The following is a 16425-nucleotide window of genomic DNA, read 5'->3' on the forward strand; positions in this document are numbered from 1 at the left end:
GATTCGTCATTCGTAATACATCACTGAAATGAGTCTACCTTCATTATCACTCAAACGCCCTGTTCTGGCAATTGTGATGAATATCATCATCGTGATATTCGGTCTCGTGGGCTTTACCTTCCTTGGAGTGCGAGACTTCCCGGCTATCGACCCGCCTATCGTGAACGTACGTACATCCTATGCCGGCGCCAACTCAGATATCATCGAAACACAGATCACCGAACCCCTGGAAAAATCCATCAACGGGGTAGCCGGTATCAAAAACATATCTTCCAGCAGCAGCCAGGGCAGCAGCAATATCACCGTGGAATTTGAACTGGGGGAAGACCTCGAAGGCGCTACCAACGATGTGCGCGACAAAGTGTCCCAGGCCCTCCGAAGCCTCCCGCCCGATATCGATGCGCCCCCGGTAGTGTCCAAACAGGACGCCAACTCCGACGCCATCATCTCCATGACGGTACAGAGCAACACCCGCAACCAGCTGCAGGTAACCGAATACGGCACCAACGTACTGCTGGAGAAACTGCAGACCATCCCCGGCGTGAGCGCCATTCAGATATGGGGCGAAAAAAGATACGCCATGCGTATCTGGATGGACCCCGCCAAACTATCATCCTACAGCCTCACCCCCTCCGACATACAGGCCGCCCTGCAACGGGAAAACGTGGAACTGCCCTCCGGTAAAATCGCGGGCAACGCCACCGACTTCACCGTGCGCACCTTCGGCCGCCTCTTCACAGAAGACGATTTTAATAACCTCATCATCAAAAATATCAACGGCAGCGAAATACGCATCCGTGATATCGGTCAGGCCGTACTGGGCCCGGAAAACGAGGAAACCATCCTCAAAGAATCCGGTAACCCCATGATCGCCCTGGCGCTCATCCCGCAGCCCGGCTCCAACTACGTAGCCATCGCGGACGAATTCTATAAAAGATTCGAACAACTGAAAAAAGATATCCCGGAAGACTTCACCGTGAACATCGCGATGGACAACACCCGGTTTATCAAAAAATCCATCGAGGAAGTAGAAGAAACCCTGATCATCGCCCTCACCCTGGTGATCCTCATCGTATACCTCTTCTTCCGTGACTGGCTCATGGCCCTCCGCCCGCTGGTAGACATCCCCGTGTCCCTGATCGGTGCATTTTTTATCATGTATGTCTGCGGCTTTACCATCAATATCCTTACCCTGCTGGCCATCGTACTGGCCACCGGCCTCGTGGTGGATGACGGTATCGTGGTCACGGAAAACATCTATAAAAAGATAGAAGCCGGTATACCCCGTATGCGCGCAGCACGCGAAGGGTCCGAAGAAATCTTCTTCGCCGTTATCGCCACCTCCATCACACTGGCCTTCGTATTCCTGCCGATCATCTTCCTGCAGGGCTTCGTAGGGCAGCTGTTCCGCGAATTCGGCATCGTGGTGGCCGGCGCGGTGCTGATCTCCGCTTTCGTATCCCTGACGCTCACCCCCGTGCTCAACGTAAAGCTGGGCCGCAAAACACATACCCACTCCTGGTTCTATACCAAAACAGAACCCTTCTTCCGCTGGATGGAAGAAGGCTATAAAAATTCACTGGAATCGTTTATGCGCTTCCGTTGGGTAGCAGGACTGGTGATCGCCGGCTGCCTGGTGATGATCTATTTTCTCTTCAGGACACTGCCTGCCGAACTGGCGCCGCTGGAAGACCGCAGCCAGTTCCGCCTGTCCATTACCACGCCGGAAGGCACTTCCTTCGACTACATGGACAACTACGTGGACCAGCTCACAAAGTTCCTGGCAGACTCCATTCCTGAGAAAAAAATCATCCTCAGCGTTACTTCCCCGGGCTTCAGCGGCGCCGGCGCGGTGAACTCCGCCTTCGCCAACATAATGCTGAACGAGCCTAAAGACCGCCAGCGTTCGCAGAAAGAAATCGTGAACATGGTGAACCGGAATATGATCCGGTACCCACAGGGGAAAGTATTCGCTATCGAAACACAAACCATACAAGTAGGACGCCGCAGCGGCCTCCCGGTATCCTTCGTACTCGAACATATCAACTTCGATTCACTGACCCGCGTATTGCCCCGCTTTATGGACGAAGTAGGCAGCAGCCCCGTGTTCCAGGGCACCGACGTGGACCTGAAATTCAATAAACCGGAACTGCGCATTCATATCAACCGCGACAAAGCCACACAGCTGGGCGTTTCTGTACAGGACATCTCCCAGACCCTGCAGCTGGCACTGAGTAACCTGCGCTACGGCTATTTCATCCGCAACGGTAAACAGTACCAGGTGATGGGCCAGGTATTCCGCGCCGACCGCGACGACCCGATGGACCTCCAGAACCTCTACGTCCGTAACTCCCGCGGCGAAGCCATTCAGCTCGACAACGTCGTAAGCATCGAAGAGGAAACCAGTCCGCCGATCATCTATCACTTCAACCGTTATAAGTCAGCCACCATCTCCGCCGGCCTCGCGCCCGGCAAAACCATCGGCGATGGTTTGAAAGAGATGTACCGCATCTATAATAAACTGGAAAACGAAAAAATCATTGACGACTCCTATACCACCGCGCTGTCAGGCGCTTCCCGCGACTACGCAGAAAGCGGCTCCAACACTATGTTTGCGCTGGGCCTGGCACTCGTACTGATTTACCTCGTACTGGCCGCACAGTTTGAAAGCTGGATAGATCCGCTGATCATCATGCTCACCGTACCGCTCGCTTTCGCCGGCGCGTTGCTGTCACTCTGGGTGTTTGACCAGACATGGAATATCTTCTCGCAGATCGGGGTGATCATGCTCATTGGCCTGGTAACCAAAAACGGTATCCTGATCGTGGAATTTGCCAACCACCAGCGGGATGCAGGCCTCTCCAAAACCGATGCCGCCGTACACGCTTCCGCGATGCGTCTGCGTCCCATCCTGATGACCAGCCTGGCCATGGCCCTTGGCGCCTTACCGATCGCCATGTCGCTCGGTGCCGCGGCCACCAGCCGTATTCCGCTGGGTATTGTGATCGTGGGCGGTATCGTCTTCTCCCTCATCCTCACGTTGTATGTAATTCCGGCCATGTATACTTTCTTCTCCCGCCACGGCAACAAATCAGAAGACAGCGATGAAGAAGAAAGACTGGAAGGCAAAGAAGAAGATGTAGCCGCCGCTCATGCATAAACCGTTATTAAATTTATTATGAAGAAATATATCACCGGCATCGGCTTCCTCCTGATCCTCATAGCGGCAAGTACGCTGGCTGCCTCCGCACAGCAGCAGATACTCACGTTGGAGCAGGCCATAGACCTGGCGCTTAAAAACAATTTCTCTATCAGGCTGGCCAGAAATACCGCAGAGCTGTCGGCTAACGACTACGCCTATGCGAATTTCGCCTTTGTGCCCCGCCTCAACGCCACAGCGGGAACCACATGGAATAATACCGCCACCAAACAGGAATTCGCCAACGGCACCAAAAGAGATACCAGCGGCATCAAAGGCAATAACATCAGCGCCAACGCCACCCTCAGCTGGACGCTCTTCGATGGGCTGAAAATGTTTGCCACCCGTGAAAAACTGGAAGCGATCAAAGGCCTCGGTGAACTGGCCATCAAAGACCAGATACAAAACTCCATCGCTACAGTGATCAACGGTTATTATAACATCGTGCAGCAGAAACAACAACTGATCGCCGTCCGAGAACAACTGTCCATCTCTGAAGAAAGGGTAAAACTCTCCGATGCCAAATTCACTACCGGCCTCGGTCCCAAAACAGACCTGCTGCAGTCCAAGGTAGACTACAACGCACAAAAAGCACTGATGTTGCGGCAGCTGACGCTCATAGAACAAAGCAAAGCGCTGCTGAACCAGCTAATGGCCGTACCTGCCGGCGCCACCGGTTATGATGTGCCGGATTCCATCCCCATCAACGCCGGACTGTCTTTTGTAACCCTCCAGCAGAACGTAGCCAACAACAATACTGCCATCAAGGTACAGCAACAAAACATCAACATCTCCGCGCTGACGATCAGGGAACGCCGCGCAGACTATTTTCCGGTCGTTACCTTTAACTCCGGTTACAATTATAACCGCAACAGGTCCAACGCTGCGTCCAACAACTTCAGCCCCCGGTTCAACCGCAACGGCGTGTTTAACTACGGGCTGACTGCTGCTATCCCTATCTTCAACGGCTTCAACGTAAAAAGACAGGTGAAAAATGCCAGGATAGACTTTGATTTCCAAAACATTACACTCGATAATCTCAAATCGCAGGTAGACCTGTCGCTGAACAACGCCTTTAAAGACTATGAATATTACAAAAAGGCACTGGAACTGGAAGAAGAAAACAACGAGCTGGCAGAAGAGAACATGATGGTGGCGCTGGAACGCTTCAAACAGGGCGTATCTACCACCATAGAGGTAAAACAGGCGCAACAAAGCCTGGAAGATTCCAACTACCGGCTGATACAGGCCCGCTACAATACCAAACTGGCTGAGACAGAATTGCAGCGGCTAAACGGCTCCCTGTTGCAGTAAACTTTCACGCAAAGACGCAAAGTTTTTTGCCCGTATTTTAAGAAAATTTAAGAGCGCAAAGCACGAAGAATAAAAAAGAAGATTAATTTATTGTAAACTATAATAGATCTTCGTTTTGTTCTCCACGCTTTGCGCTCTTAAATTTTCTTAAAATACGGGCAAAAATCTTTGCGCCTTCGCGCGAGAAATATCCGGGCCTTAACATTCCTGTAACATAGCCGGCTTATATTTATATCCGGATAATGCAAGAACCTCGAACTATGTCTGATAGCCCGCCTAAAGCACAATTTGAGAAGATTTTTGAGGAGAACAATTTAAAAGTATACCGGTTTGCGTTCAAGTTGACGGGCGATGCCAACAGAGCGCAGGAAATCACCCAGTTATGCTTTGTTCGCCTTTGGGAAAACATGCACCAGCTAAAGGAAGGGCAGGACGTATTTCCTTTGCTTTTTGTGTATGTTAAAAACCTGGTGATTGACGAAACACGCAAACTATACCGCGAAAAAAAAGCGATGGCCAAAGTGGCCGATAACCAGTCTGCCGAAACTGCCAACAGCGGTGAAAAACTGCTCCTGCAAAAAGAGTTCAGCAACCACATACACAAACTGGTGGAGAATATGCCGGAGCAACGACGCAATGTATATATGCTCAGCAGAAGCCATGGCTACAGCCATCGCGAAATCGGTGAACAGCTCTCTATTTCTCCTGCTACCGTAAAGAATCACCTGACAGCAGCCCTTCAGTATATCCGGAAAGAACTGACCAGCCATTTCGGCAACCATCACAGCTGATAAGCTTTTCATCCTGAAAATAACACCGCCATGCGATTATCCTACCGTCCTTTTCTCCTTGGCAGTATTGCACTGATGACCGCCTGCAGTAAAAAAGATGATCTGCCGGCAGTACCGACCGGCCCCGTCACTCAACAGGAAATCAACAATTGGGTGCTGGACAGCATGCGCTACTTTTACCTGTGGAATGATCAGCTGCCGGTCAACCCTAATATCAACCTGGAAACCGGCGCTTTTTTTACCAGCATCAAAAATACAGCAGACAGGTTTTCCCTGCTGTACAACCCGGAAGATCCGGCTACCTATGCCAACGACATCCGCAGTAAATACGGTATCGATTACAGTATTATCAGCTGGCCTCAACGGCCGGAAGGCGTTATCGGCGTCATTAAACTGGTGGTGCCTGGTTCTTACGCCGCAGCGGCAGGCCTTAAAAGAGGCAGTTACTTTACCCGTATCAATGAAACCAGTCTCACCGCCAATAACGCCGCCACACTCAGTGAACAACTAAGGACTACCGCCTCCGGCACCCTTACGCCGGCCACCATCGACGGCGGCGCTATCACGGAAGGCGTCCCGGTGCTGCTGCAAATCAGCCGTGTAACAGAAAACCCCGTTTATTCGTCGGCGTTAGTATCTTCCTATCCGCGCAAAACAGGATATATTTTCTACAATGCGTTCATTGACGGATACAACAACAACCTGCTGGATGTCTTCCGGAAATTTAAAAGTCAGGGTATCGCTGAGCTGATCATCGATATCCGTTACAATACCGGCGGCAGTCTCGCTGCCGCAGCCATGCTTACGGCACTGGTAGCGCCCGACGTCACGGAGAAAAGCACCTTTGTACAATACAGCGGTAACAATCATCTGGGTTCCCGTACTTTGGATTTTGCCACAGCATTGTCTGTTCCGGAAAACGCCGATCCTATCCCTTTCAGCGCGCTTGCCGCCGCACGGCTCAGCCTTCCCCGTATATTTCTGTTGACCGGCAGTCAGACAGTGTCCGCAGCGGAATTGCTGATCAATAACCTCAAGCCCTACACGAAGGTGATACAGATAGGAGAAACCACTGTCGGCAAAGACAAAGGTGCAATTATCGTAAAAGACATGCGTAGCCCCCGCCGCATTCCCTGGGTGATGCAGCCGATCACCTACCGGCTGTCCAACGCCAATGGGAATGGTAATTACACGCAGGGCATCGCACCTCAGTATCCGATCGATGAAATGTCGAGGCAGCCGCTGCTGCCACCGGGAGACGTGAACGATCCGCTGGTAGCCAAAGCGCTGGCCATTATCAACGGCGGTGGCAGGGCGTCCGGGGAAAGCGCGCCTGTCTTCCGTCATTACTATGACGTGGGGCAGCAGGCGGCAATAAACAGTGTGGTCATCATTCCAAGATAGGGGAGAGAGAAAGATGGGGGTTAACAAACAAACATCCTAATGAATACTCAGTAAAACAGGGCTTTCCGTAATATTTTATAAAAGGTTTAACGCAGCTTGCCGGTTTTGAGGTCTGATCGCTCCACAGGCAAAGCATGTGCGGCCACCGCTTCTGTAACAGTCTTGTTACCTGTGCCCAACAATAATACACCACCTTCAAAACCTTTACCGGCAGCCGGATAATAATCCAGGTGCAGGTGTCTGATCACACCGGAGCTGTCTTCCGGCAAATTGCCCCCGAAAGTCAGCTCATGAAAGGGGGTGAAGCCTTTTCTCACAGGGGCCCGGCCCAACACCAGCAAGCCGCTGGGACCGTGACCCGCCACTTTCTCCACCCGCATCCGGATGGGCAATGCCGCCGTACCTTCAGCCACTATATGCGCCCCGCGGGTAATAACCAGTCCGCCGCTATAGCAGCCGTCCTGTTTATTTACCGTTGTGGGCAATATGTTCACCACTGCGCCGGCTTCCACCCGCAGGGATGCTTCATTCGTTACATATACCCAGCCATCGATATACCAGGGATGGCTGGCTGTCAGCAGTGTATGAGAAGCAATTACCTGTCGCAACGTGTCCGACACAGGGATAATTTCCATTTTTATTTCCTGCGTTGCAGCAGGATTTACCATATCATCCTTTTTGCAACCCGCAGTGATAACAGATAAGCTGCTTAACCCGTACCAGAAGTAGGGCATCAAGCGGGTTATGTATTTATGGGCGGGATGCATAAAATTATCAGAGTTCAATGTAATTGGCGCTAATACTACCTCCGGCATCATTCGCCACTGTGATGATCTGTGTTTTGCCCCCCAGGTTATCACTACCGAAGGTAAAAAACTCAGACCCGTCCGGTTGCAGTACCAGCTGTCCTGTCGCAGGGTCAATTAATTTAGCGGCATACGTGTATACATGCCCGTTATCATTCACAGCTCTCAGTCTTGTAACAGCTGACAGCTTACCTTTCGACCATCCCTTTACAACCAGCGGGTAGTCCAGAATTTCACCGGAATCGGGATCTGCAAAAATAAAAGCGAGGTCATATTTTTCGAGGGGATAGAAGGAGGCACTTAAACCATTGGAGAATTGGAAATCAACTGAATCAACAGGCACGGAACCACCGCCGCCGCTACCAATAAAGCCTTTCAGCCCCAGTTCTGCGCTGTACGCAAAACGGAACTGCTGCGTACTATTGGCTGCTATCGTAATCATTGTATCTGCAAGCAGTTCCTGCTTACCGGCATCATAGGCACTCAGTTTTCCCTGCTTGCCTGCGGGAAGAACAAAATGGCTTCCATCACCCACCGCTCTGATGGTATCCAACTGTTTACCATCAAAATACATCATGATTTTAGGTGTATTGGGAAGGTTTAACAAGGTAATGCTAACCTTACCAAAGTAGTGCTCTTCGGGCATTTCACCCTTACGGCAGGAAGCCACGAAAACGATAACGGCCAAAAGAAAAGGCAGGCGCTTTAAAAACAGATACATATTCAAAAAATTAACAGAAAAAAGATGATCATCACGTATAGAGGATACTCCTCTATACGTGATGATGGATAAAAATGATTACAGAACAGTCCAGCCATTAGCCCAGGTAGTGTTTCCGGTAGGGAAAGCACCAGCAGCTTTGGCAACAGACAATGCCTGCGGAACATAGTTACCGATTGCACGGGTAGCGGCAAACGGAGCTGTCAGTTTGATGTTCGCGTTCGGATCAGCAGTAGTATAACCTTTGTTGGTTGTACCCAGCGGAGTAAATGCAGCAAAGGAAGTAAAGTTGATCTCGGTAGAGAACGGATACACGTAAGCGTGTACGAAGTTGTTGGTCAGGGTAGAAGTACCAGCGTCATACTTGGTTTTGGTATTAGCACCGGAAGCAGGCTTCTGCGTATCCAGGGAGATACCGTAGTTGAAGCCCAGGAAGATAGACTTGCTGATAGCAAATTCAGCATTTCTTCTCAGGTGAGCAGCGCGGCCATATTTACCGGTACCGGAAGGCAGACCGTTAGTGATGGAAGCAGCAGTCGCGTTAGGCTGACCAATGATGGTAACATACTCGTAAGTAGGATGTGTGTACGGAGTCACTGCGTCGCCGTTAGCGTTGTTATCGCTTTCAAAACCGTTGGACTGGCTTTTGTCAGCGCGGTTAGGATCGGATACGCCCAGTAAATAACTAAGTTTACCGTTAAAACCATTGTCAGTGTCAAACATATCATCCAGGGCGTCGATAGCCAGCAGGTGAGAAGCGTTTACTGTACCGCCAAAGAATTCGAAAGCATCGTCTTTGGATTTGTACACTTCTACGTAGTCGATAACAGTACCGCTACCAACACCAGCCAGTGTCAGACCGTTCAGTTCGTTGTCTGTGGACAGTTCGTAACCAGCATACTCGATTCTTACATAACGCAGGATACCGGAGTTGTCGGCAGATACGTTGTTGGTAGGACCACCGTAGGTAGCATCAGCAGGAGGAGTACCAGTGATACCTTCTACAGTTACAGCAGCAGCATGGTTGGTAGGTGCTTTACCCAGCAGTACCACACCACCCCAGTCGCCGGACTGAGGAGCAGCTTCATTGGAAGTAAAGATGATCGGATCAGTAACAGTACCGTCAGCAATCAGTTTAGCACCGCGGGTAACGATCAGGCCACCGCCCGGAGTACCAGGGTTGGTACCGCTCGGAGGAATACCTTTAATACCTTTGATCACTGTTCCGGGTTCAACAGTTACTACAGCGTTGTTGGCCACATATACCAGACCATCCAGTTTGTAAATTTTGCAGCTTTTCAGGGTGATGTTGGCTGTGATTACACCAGTAATGGTGCTGTCACCGCAGGTACCGGAAGCGCCGGAAGGGCCGCCGGCTACTACTGCACGGTCATTGTTTACTACGTTGTTGTCTTTTTTGCAGGATGTACCTAACAGCATGCCCAGCACGGTTGCTGCAGACACGAGGGTTACCGCTAAGGGTTTCTTGTTCATGGGATTTTTACTTTTTAAAGTTTAAACAAATGAATAAGGAATGAATAATGAATACCTGATCAGGGTATATTGGCGTGTATGCGCGCAAAAAGTTTGATATTTTCAATTGACATATACATTGTTACAAGACCGTCCAGCCATCCGCCCAGGTAGTATTCCCTACCGGGAAGGCACCTGCATTCTTCGCCACTGACAGTACCTGCGGAATATAATTACCGATAGCGCGAGTAGTAGCAAACGGGGCTTTCAACTTGATGTTTACGTAATAGCGCCGGTGATTGTACTGTCTCCACAGCTGCCGGAAGCACCGGAAGGGCCACCAGCCACTATTGGCCTCTCATGCACCTCAACATCTTTTTCTTTTTTACAGGACATGCCCAACATTCCATTCAACATCATCAGGGCTAACAGAATATTCAGCGTTGAGAACTTCTCTTTCATGATACATCTGCTTTAAAACATTAAAACCTATACGTAAACGTGGCACTATAGGTACGGCCCGGCATGGATTTGAAATTCACGAAATCTTTCCCGGCATCATAACTCATATCCTTCTTTCCAGGCTTCTTTCCATTGGCAAAATCCTGATACTGCTCGGCTGTAAATTGATTAATATAGATAACTGCATAGCTATTCAACAGGTTACCAAAATTCAATTTCAATTCTGCACGTTGTTTCAGGAATCTGAATCCCACCTGCGCATCCAGTGCCCGCAAAGGCCGCTCCATTAATGACTCCCGGTAAACGGTACTTGGAAGAAATACACGGTTAGTAATAGAATTGTAATTCAGGCTCACCGATACAGGATTCATATCATAGTAAATACCTGCATTAAACATAAAATTGCTCGCTCCCATCTGTGGCCTCCGTTCTTCTTCTCCAATTGTTTCCTTTACAACTACCCTTTGGGCATTCATGGGATCCAGCCCAATATTAACAGTCATCGGCTTCACAGTGGCATCGAGGTAGGTAAAATTTCCGTACAAGGTGAAATTGCGCAGTATTGGTAGCTTCGTAAAAGCAAGCGACTTTCTTACTTCCAACTCTACACCATAATTCTTTGCTGATTTGCTATTGAGCAATTCATAACTATTGAGCATCCCACGCCGATAAATTTCCATCGGATATGAAAGGTCTTTGTAGAAAAAGGAGGCAGAAAGAATTTCACCAGGTCCGGGATACCATTCATAGCGAAAATCCATATGCTTTATGGTAGTTGATCTTACCAAAGAGGCAGTATACTCTCCACCTAATTCAAAATCATACTCTCTAAACACAGAGAGCTCTCGCAGGTCCGGACGGATAATACTTTCTGAATAAGCCAAACGTAAATTCATAGAAGGCGTAAGCGAATAAGTCAGGTTAACAGAGGGAAAAAAATGCCAGTTGGGTTCTCGATTCAACAATTCCGAATAATCGTACTCCTTTCCCGGTACAGTGTTCAAATCCGCAAAAGTTGAATCAAGATTATCATTCACTTTATTCAGATCATAATATTCTGCTCTTACTCCCCATACAAGTCTCCATTTCTCACTAATCCTGTTATCGAACATGGCAAACAATGCATGCAAAGATGCTGATCGGCGTTTGAAGTTGTCACCAAATTCACTCATGTCCACCCGTACATTGTTTTCCGGTGTAAAAGCTTTAGCCAGCGGTATATAGTTCTCTCCTTTATTATCAAAATTTGATTTTGTATTAAGTACAAAGAACAACCTGTCCTTATTCCATCCGGCATAACCACCTTTAAAAGTATTGTCAAATGTTACTTTACCAGTATTGAACTTAAAAGGAACGGATATAGAAGCATCCCAGTTATAATTGTTTTCAAGTGCCCGGCTCCACCATCTCAAAGCGCCTTCTGAAAAATTACTTCCAACTGAAGAAACATTATATTCGTTTTTTTCGGCACCATCCACTTGTTTATAATCGGCCAGCAGCATGTGATTGTCTGGTTTTTGCCTGTCCAGTTTCAGATAGCTGCCGCTCCATTTCAAACGAATACCATTACGGCCAATGGCGTGCTCCCCTTTCAATTGGCTTTGCCACAAGGACGTCTGCATAGCTAAATCGAACAACCCCAGTGTATGATCCGATCCGAATTTTCCATTCTGCCCGGTGCCGAATATCAGCTGCTGGTCCAGGGTACGCAGGTAGAGCGATTGAAAACCTATTCTGCTTTTTTCACTGCGGTACCCAATACCCAGCATACCTCCCAGATTGGTAACAAACCCATATCGCTGTCCTTTAAATAACAAATCGCGCTGATCCGGTTTTCCTTCCAACTCAGCAAACCCTTCTCTTCCTAACACAATATCCTGCGTAGACAAAGTATTACGATAACTCACAGCGGCCACCAAACCCCATTGTTGTCCGGCGCCACCACGCAATACACGACCAAGCGATGCCTGAAAATTAGGAGATACCGGCGCTTTAAATTTTGTAATGGTCCAGTTATTATTAAACAACGCGGCATTTTTACCTTCTTTGTTGTAATAGTCCACCGCATCAAACCTGTCTTTCCAATCCAGCGTACCAAACAGATAGCGATGTTTGGCGGTACTTCCCCGGTACTCACTGCCACTCAGCGGCAAAGAGTAAAAATCCTTCCCCGTTGTTTTGTCATTGTAACTCCCGCCCACAGACAGGTTCAGAAAATTCTCCGCCGGAATGTCGAGTGTATTCACATCCACCAGGCCGCCGCCAAATTCTGCGCTACGGTCGGGTGTGATGGTCTTGATCACCGTTACATTTTCCACGATATTGGAAGGGATGATATCGAAGCTGAAATTCTTCCTGTTCAGCTCTGTGCTGGGCATGATCTGCCCATTGAGCATCGCCTGATTGTAACGCTCGCTCAAACCACGAACGACTACATATTTATTGTCCATCGTCGCCAGGCCGCTCACACGCTTCAGTACTTCACCCATGTTTTTATCCGGCGTACGCGCGATCTGTTCTGCACTGATACCGTCGGTGATAGCTGCATTATTCTTTTGCAGGGCGTACAATCCTTCAATGGAAGCTTTGCGGTAGTTGCCCGTAACAGTTACCTCTTTCAGGCGGGAGCCGCTGTTTTTCAGCACCACGTTCAGCGGCACAATTTCTTTGTCCTTTACAGTGATCTCCGTCACCTTCCTCGTTTCATAGGAGACGAAGCTGAAACTAAGACTGTACACACCAGGCGTTACCACCAGTTCGTAGCTGCCGTCTACATTGGTGATGGTCCCCAGGCCTCCCTGCGCGGCCACGGTAACGCCGGGCAACGGCTCATTTTTGGCATCCACCACCTTCCCGCGAATGCGGCCATGGGTTTGGATGGCAGGCAGGGGCGCATCGCCTTTGCGCAACGCTATCACATTGCTGCCGGACAATTCGATGTCCAGCGGCGTATGCAGGTCAATATAGCTCAATACCTCTCCCAGCGGCGTTCCCGGAAAACGCGCTTCATTAACCGTGCATTGCTGCAGGTACTCCGGATCATAAATAAAGGTATAAGGCGTTTGTTGCTGTAATACTTTCACAACGGCGGCGGCATTGGTCTTGCCCATCTGCAACTGCACCTTGTCGGCAAGGGATTTGTAAGCCTGTGCCAGGACCAGCATAGGCGTTATTGGAACGAAAAAAAACAAAAGGATCATCACACGACATGACATACTTTCCCCTGTACAAAATCTGTGGGTAGATTTCTGCATAATGTATTCTTTATTTTAAATGGATTGTAGTTAGCTATTTACTGTGTGTCTCGTATGTAGTGTCGTTAATCTGTACGAATGAGATATCATGCACATAACCTAATGTGGCAAGAATTTTTTCGAGGGACATATCCCTGCTGAATTCACCTGAAATTTTCTTTTTGCCCAACAACGGATCATCCAGTACTATCCGGCAGCCATAACGCTGCTGGATCCGGGTTAACGCATCCGCCAGCCGGGTGTGGTTAAAATGAATTTTCCCTTTTTTCCAATCCAGTACATCGTTCTTTTCAAAGTTCGTCAGTTGCGGCTGCCTGCCGTTTACATAGTTCAACATCTGACCGGGCAACAATACCTCATTAAATGAATCGGGCTTGCTCACGGCGACTTTCCCTTCCAGCAGGCTGATCTGGATACTGCCATCCGCCATATTGGATGTAGCGATGTTAAAGACCGTGCCCAGCACGGTGGTGGTAAGATGACCGGTATGTACGAGGAAAGGCCGTTTCTCATCTTTTGTGACCTTAAAATAAGCTTCACCATGCAGCCATAACTCTCTCGATTCCTGGTTGTACCGGTTCTGATAAATAATAGACGAATGTGTGTTGAGCCAGACTTCACTGCCATCCTCCATGGTGAACAATTGTATGTTGTCGCTGGTGTTGTGCAGGGTATCCCACTTCACAGCTACAGGACGTACCGCAGTACGGTGTTGCCAGAAAAAGGCGATGGAAACAATGATGCCGATGATGGCCGCCGCGGCAGCGCCATACCAGAACTGGTGTACACGGGGCTTCATCACTACCGGCGAATTGGCTTCCTCCCATTTTCCCATCATAAATTCGTCCAGCAGCATGGTGTCTGCGGTGGAAAGCCAGCTTTCTACCTTTACCGCTTCCTGCGGCGTGCATTGCCCTTTAAAATACTTTTCTAGTAGCTGTTTATCCATAATCCCGCCCCCTGCTCAGGGTATTTACGCAAAGAGTACGTCCGGGAAATAAGATGTTCCTAGTCCGTTTTACAGGTTAACAATTTGGTAATATATCGCACAAAAAAACCCGGAACAGGGTTGTTCCGGGTTTTCTTTTATAAAGAAAGATGATTTATTGTTTGTTCCCTTTCTGTCGCTGGTAGTCCTCAAACGACTGCTTGATAAACAATAGCAGGTCATATTCAGATGCTTCATTCAAAAACTGGTAGCCGGGACGGTACTTATGCATAAAAGTATCCAGCTCGGGCGACTGTAACTTGGTCATTTTGGCCACCAGTTCGGGAGAATAACGGTAATCTATATACTTTTCTTTTTCCCAATATACCAGCTGCTCCCGGAACTGTTCCTTGCGCTTGCGCGTTTTGCTGGGCACCAGGTAAGTTAAGGCTGTGATAGGGTTGGCCGGCAGTGTTTTCAGCACGTCCATCGCCCCGGGCTTCTTGTAATTGAAATAACGGCCATACTCCTGCCGCGTGGCCAGGGAGTCTTTGGTGTGGTTGATCCCCTTTACGTTCACGCCCTGCAACTCAAACAACCGCCGCTGCAGGTAAATATCCTGCGTGGTGGACATGCCCGGCGCCACTACCTGACGCTGCGCGTAACTGAGCATCGAAAACTCGATGGTATCGCCCGGCAGGGCCTCTATATAATAACGTCCGCTCTCACTGCTGAGCGTACCCGTCATCGTCCTTTTATTAACGATGGAAACAAATGGCAAACCCGTTTTGGTCTCCTGGTCAGCCACCATACCAGACAATCTCACCTGTGCAGATGTATGCTGTTGGCATATGAAAAAGAAGAAAAACAGTGCTCCGGTATATGCTAAAAAACGAATCATGGACGTACTAATCTATCAAATTTAACGTTCCACCCGCTAATGAAAAGTTAAAAAAGCGGGTATGTGACAGTGCTCGGTGGCAAAAATATTAATTATCAACCTTATAAATAGCTTATTTTTACCTCAATTCACCATTATCATGCCACAGAAGATCATTTTTGCCACACAGCACTACCAATACCTGAAAGACCGCATCCTGTCACTCCCCGACGCCCCCTGGGAAAACGGACAGCTGGACATCCGGGATTTTCCGGATGGAGAACACTATCACCGTATTGTCAGCGAAATCAGCAATAAAGAAGTGGTCCTCATCGGTGGCACTATCGACGATAAAGAAACACTCGAACTATACGACCTTGCCAGCGGCTGCATCCAACTGGGTGCGCACTCCCTCACCCTGGTCATCCCTTTCTTTGGCTATTCCACCATGGAAAGGGCCGTGAAATACGGTGAAATCGTGAAAGCCAAAACAAGGGCCGTACTGTTTTCATCTCTTCCCAACACATCAAGAGGTAACCGCGTCATGCTGATAGATCTTCACGTGGATGGCATCACCTGGTATTTCGAAAATGATATCCGCCCAGTACATCTCTATGCGAAAGACTTTGTAAAAGAAGCGGCGCTGGAACTGGCTGGCGGACAGCCCTTTGTACTCGCCAGCACCGACGCCGGCAGGGCCAAATGGGTGGAATCACTGGCCAACGATTTTCACGTACAGGCCGCATTTGTCTTCAAACGCCGCATCTCCGGCGAAGAAACCGCCATCACTGCCATCAGTGCCGATGTGAAAGATAAGATCGTCATCATCTATGATGACATGATCCGTACCGGCGGCTCGCTGCTGCACGCTGCAGAAGCCTACCGCGATGCCGGCGCCCGCGACATCTATGTGATCACCACCCACGGCATCTTCGCGGGCAACGGATTTCAAAAAATCAAAGACAGCGGCATCGTCAAAGGCATCGTCTGCACAGACACCCATCCCAATGCACTCCAGATACATGACGCATTTCTGCAGGTCAAATCCGTCGCTCAACTTATCGTGAACGCTATCAACGCTAAAAGCTAACCGCTGTAAAACAGCCGGCATACTTATTTCCAGCCTGCCGCCTGGCAGGCTATTTGTTTTACCGCCATGGTGCGGATGACTGTGGCATAGGCTTTTAAGACCG

General features: G+C 49.1%; 13 protein-coding genes. 5 read left to right on the forward strand and 8 right to left on the reverse strand.

Annotated features, from left to right (window positions below):
• Positions 1 to 28: 28 nt before the first annotated feature.
• The 4 genes from B5D63_RS13280 (at position 29) to B5D63_RS13295 (ending at position 6708) form a co-directional block, all read left to right on the forward strand.
• Positions 29 to 3160: an efflux RND transporter permease subunit gene (locus tag B5D63_RS13280; RefSeq protein ID WP_078669270.1), complete on the forward strand. Its 3132-nt coding sequence runs from the start codon at positions 29 to 31 to the stop codon at positions 3158 to 3160.
• A gap of 18 nt (positions 3161 to 3178) precedes the next feature.
• Positions 3179 to 4513: a TolC family protein gene (locus tag B5D63_RS13285; RefSeq protein WP_078669271.1), complete on the forward strand. Its 1335-nt coding sequence runs from the start codon at positions 3179 to 3181 to the stop codon at positions 4511 to 4513.
• 260 nt (positions 4514 to 4773) lie between these two features.
• Positions 4774 to 5304, forward strand: coding sequence for an RNA polymerase sigma-70 factor (locus B5D63_RS13290; RefSeq protein WP_159456011.1), 531 nt, complete (start codon positions 4774 to 4776; stop codon positions 5302 to 5304).
• A 30-nt stretch (positions 5305 to 5334) separates the two neighbouring features.
• Entirely contained in the window at positions 5335 to 6708 is a 1374-nt protein-coding gene (locus B5D63_RS13295; protein WP_078669273.1) for a S41 family peptidase, read from the forward strand.
• 86 nt (positions 6709 to 6794) lie between these two features.
• On the opposite strand, the gene B5D63_RS13300 is transcribed toward B5D63_RS13295, so the two are convergent.
• From B5D63_RS13300 to B5D63_RS13330, 8 genes are all read right to left on the reverse strand, one after another.
• Positions 6795 to 7376: a hypothetical protein gene (locus B5D63_RS13300; RefSeq protein WP_078669274.1), complete on the reverse strand. Its 582-nt coding sequence runs from the start codon at positions 7374 to 7376 to the stop codon at positions 6795 to 6797.
• A 106-nt stretch (positions 7377 to 7482) separates the two neighbouring features.
• Positions 7483 to 8235 carry a hypothetical protein gene (locus B5D63_RS13305; protein ID WP_078669275.1) on the reverse strand — a complete coding sequence of 251 codons (753 nt, stop codon included), beginning with the start codon at positions 8233 to 8235 and terminating at the stop codon, positions 7483 to 7485.
• Positions 8236 to 8313: 78 nt separating this feature from the next.
• Positions 8314 to 9729: a hypothetical protein gene (locus B5D63_RS13310; protein WP_078669276.1), complete on the reverse strand. Its 1416-nt coding sequence runs from the start codon at positions 9727 to 9729 to the stop codon at positions 8314 to 8316.
• Between the two features lie 121 nt (positions 9730 to 9850).
• Complete coding sequence (locus B5D63_RS35590) at positions 9851 to 9979, reverse strand: hypothetical protein (protein ID WP_262488144.1); 129 nt, start codon at positions 9977 to 9979, stop codon at positions 9851 to 9853.
• Between the two features lie 8 nt (positions 9980 to 9987).
• Positions 9988 to 10170 (reverse strand): hypothetical protein, encoded by a 183-nt coding sequence (locus B5D63_RS13315; protein WP_078669277.1) that lies wholly within the window; start codon positions 10168 to 10170, stop codon positions 9988 to 9990.
• Positions 10171 to 10190: 20 nt separating this feature from the next.
• A complete protein-coding gene (locus B5D63_RS13320; protein WP_235021532.1) occupies positions 10191 to 13334 on the reverse strand; it encodes a TonB-dependent receptor domain-containing protein in 3144 nt (1047 codons plus the stop codon).
• Between the two features lie 124 nt (positions 13335 to 13458).
• Positions 13459 to 14373: a FecR family protein gene (locus tag B5D63_RS13325; protein ID WP_078669278.1), complete on the reverse strand. Its 915-nt coding sequence runs from the start codon at positions 14371 to 14373 to the stop codon at positions 13459 to 13461.
• 154 nt (positions 14374 to 14527) lie between these two features.
• Entirely contained in the window at positions 14528 to 15253 is a 726-nt protein-coding gene (locus tag B5D63_RS13330) for a carboxypeptidase-like regulatory domain-containing protein (protein ID WP_078669279.1), read from the reverse strand.
• A 139-nt stretch (positions 15254 to 15392) separates the two neighbouring features.
• Here B5D63_RS13330 and prs point away from each other — a divergent pair, with 139 nt between their 5' ends.
• Positions 15393 to 16322 carry a ribose-phosphate diphosphokinase gene (gene prs, locus B5D63_RS13335; protein WP_078669280.1) on the forward strand — a complete coding sequence of 310 codons (930 nt, stop codon included), beginning with the start codon at positions 15393 to 15395 and terminating at the stop codon, positions 16320 to 16322.
• Positions 16323 to 16425 lie beyond the last annotated feature (103 nt).

The organism is Chitinophaga eiseniae (assembly GCF_900167135.1).
Classification (GTDB): domain Bacteria; phylum Bacteroidota; class Bacteroidia; order Chitinophagales; family Chitinophagaceae; genus Chitinophaga; species Chitinophaga eiseniae.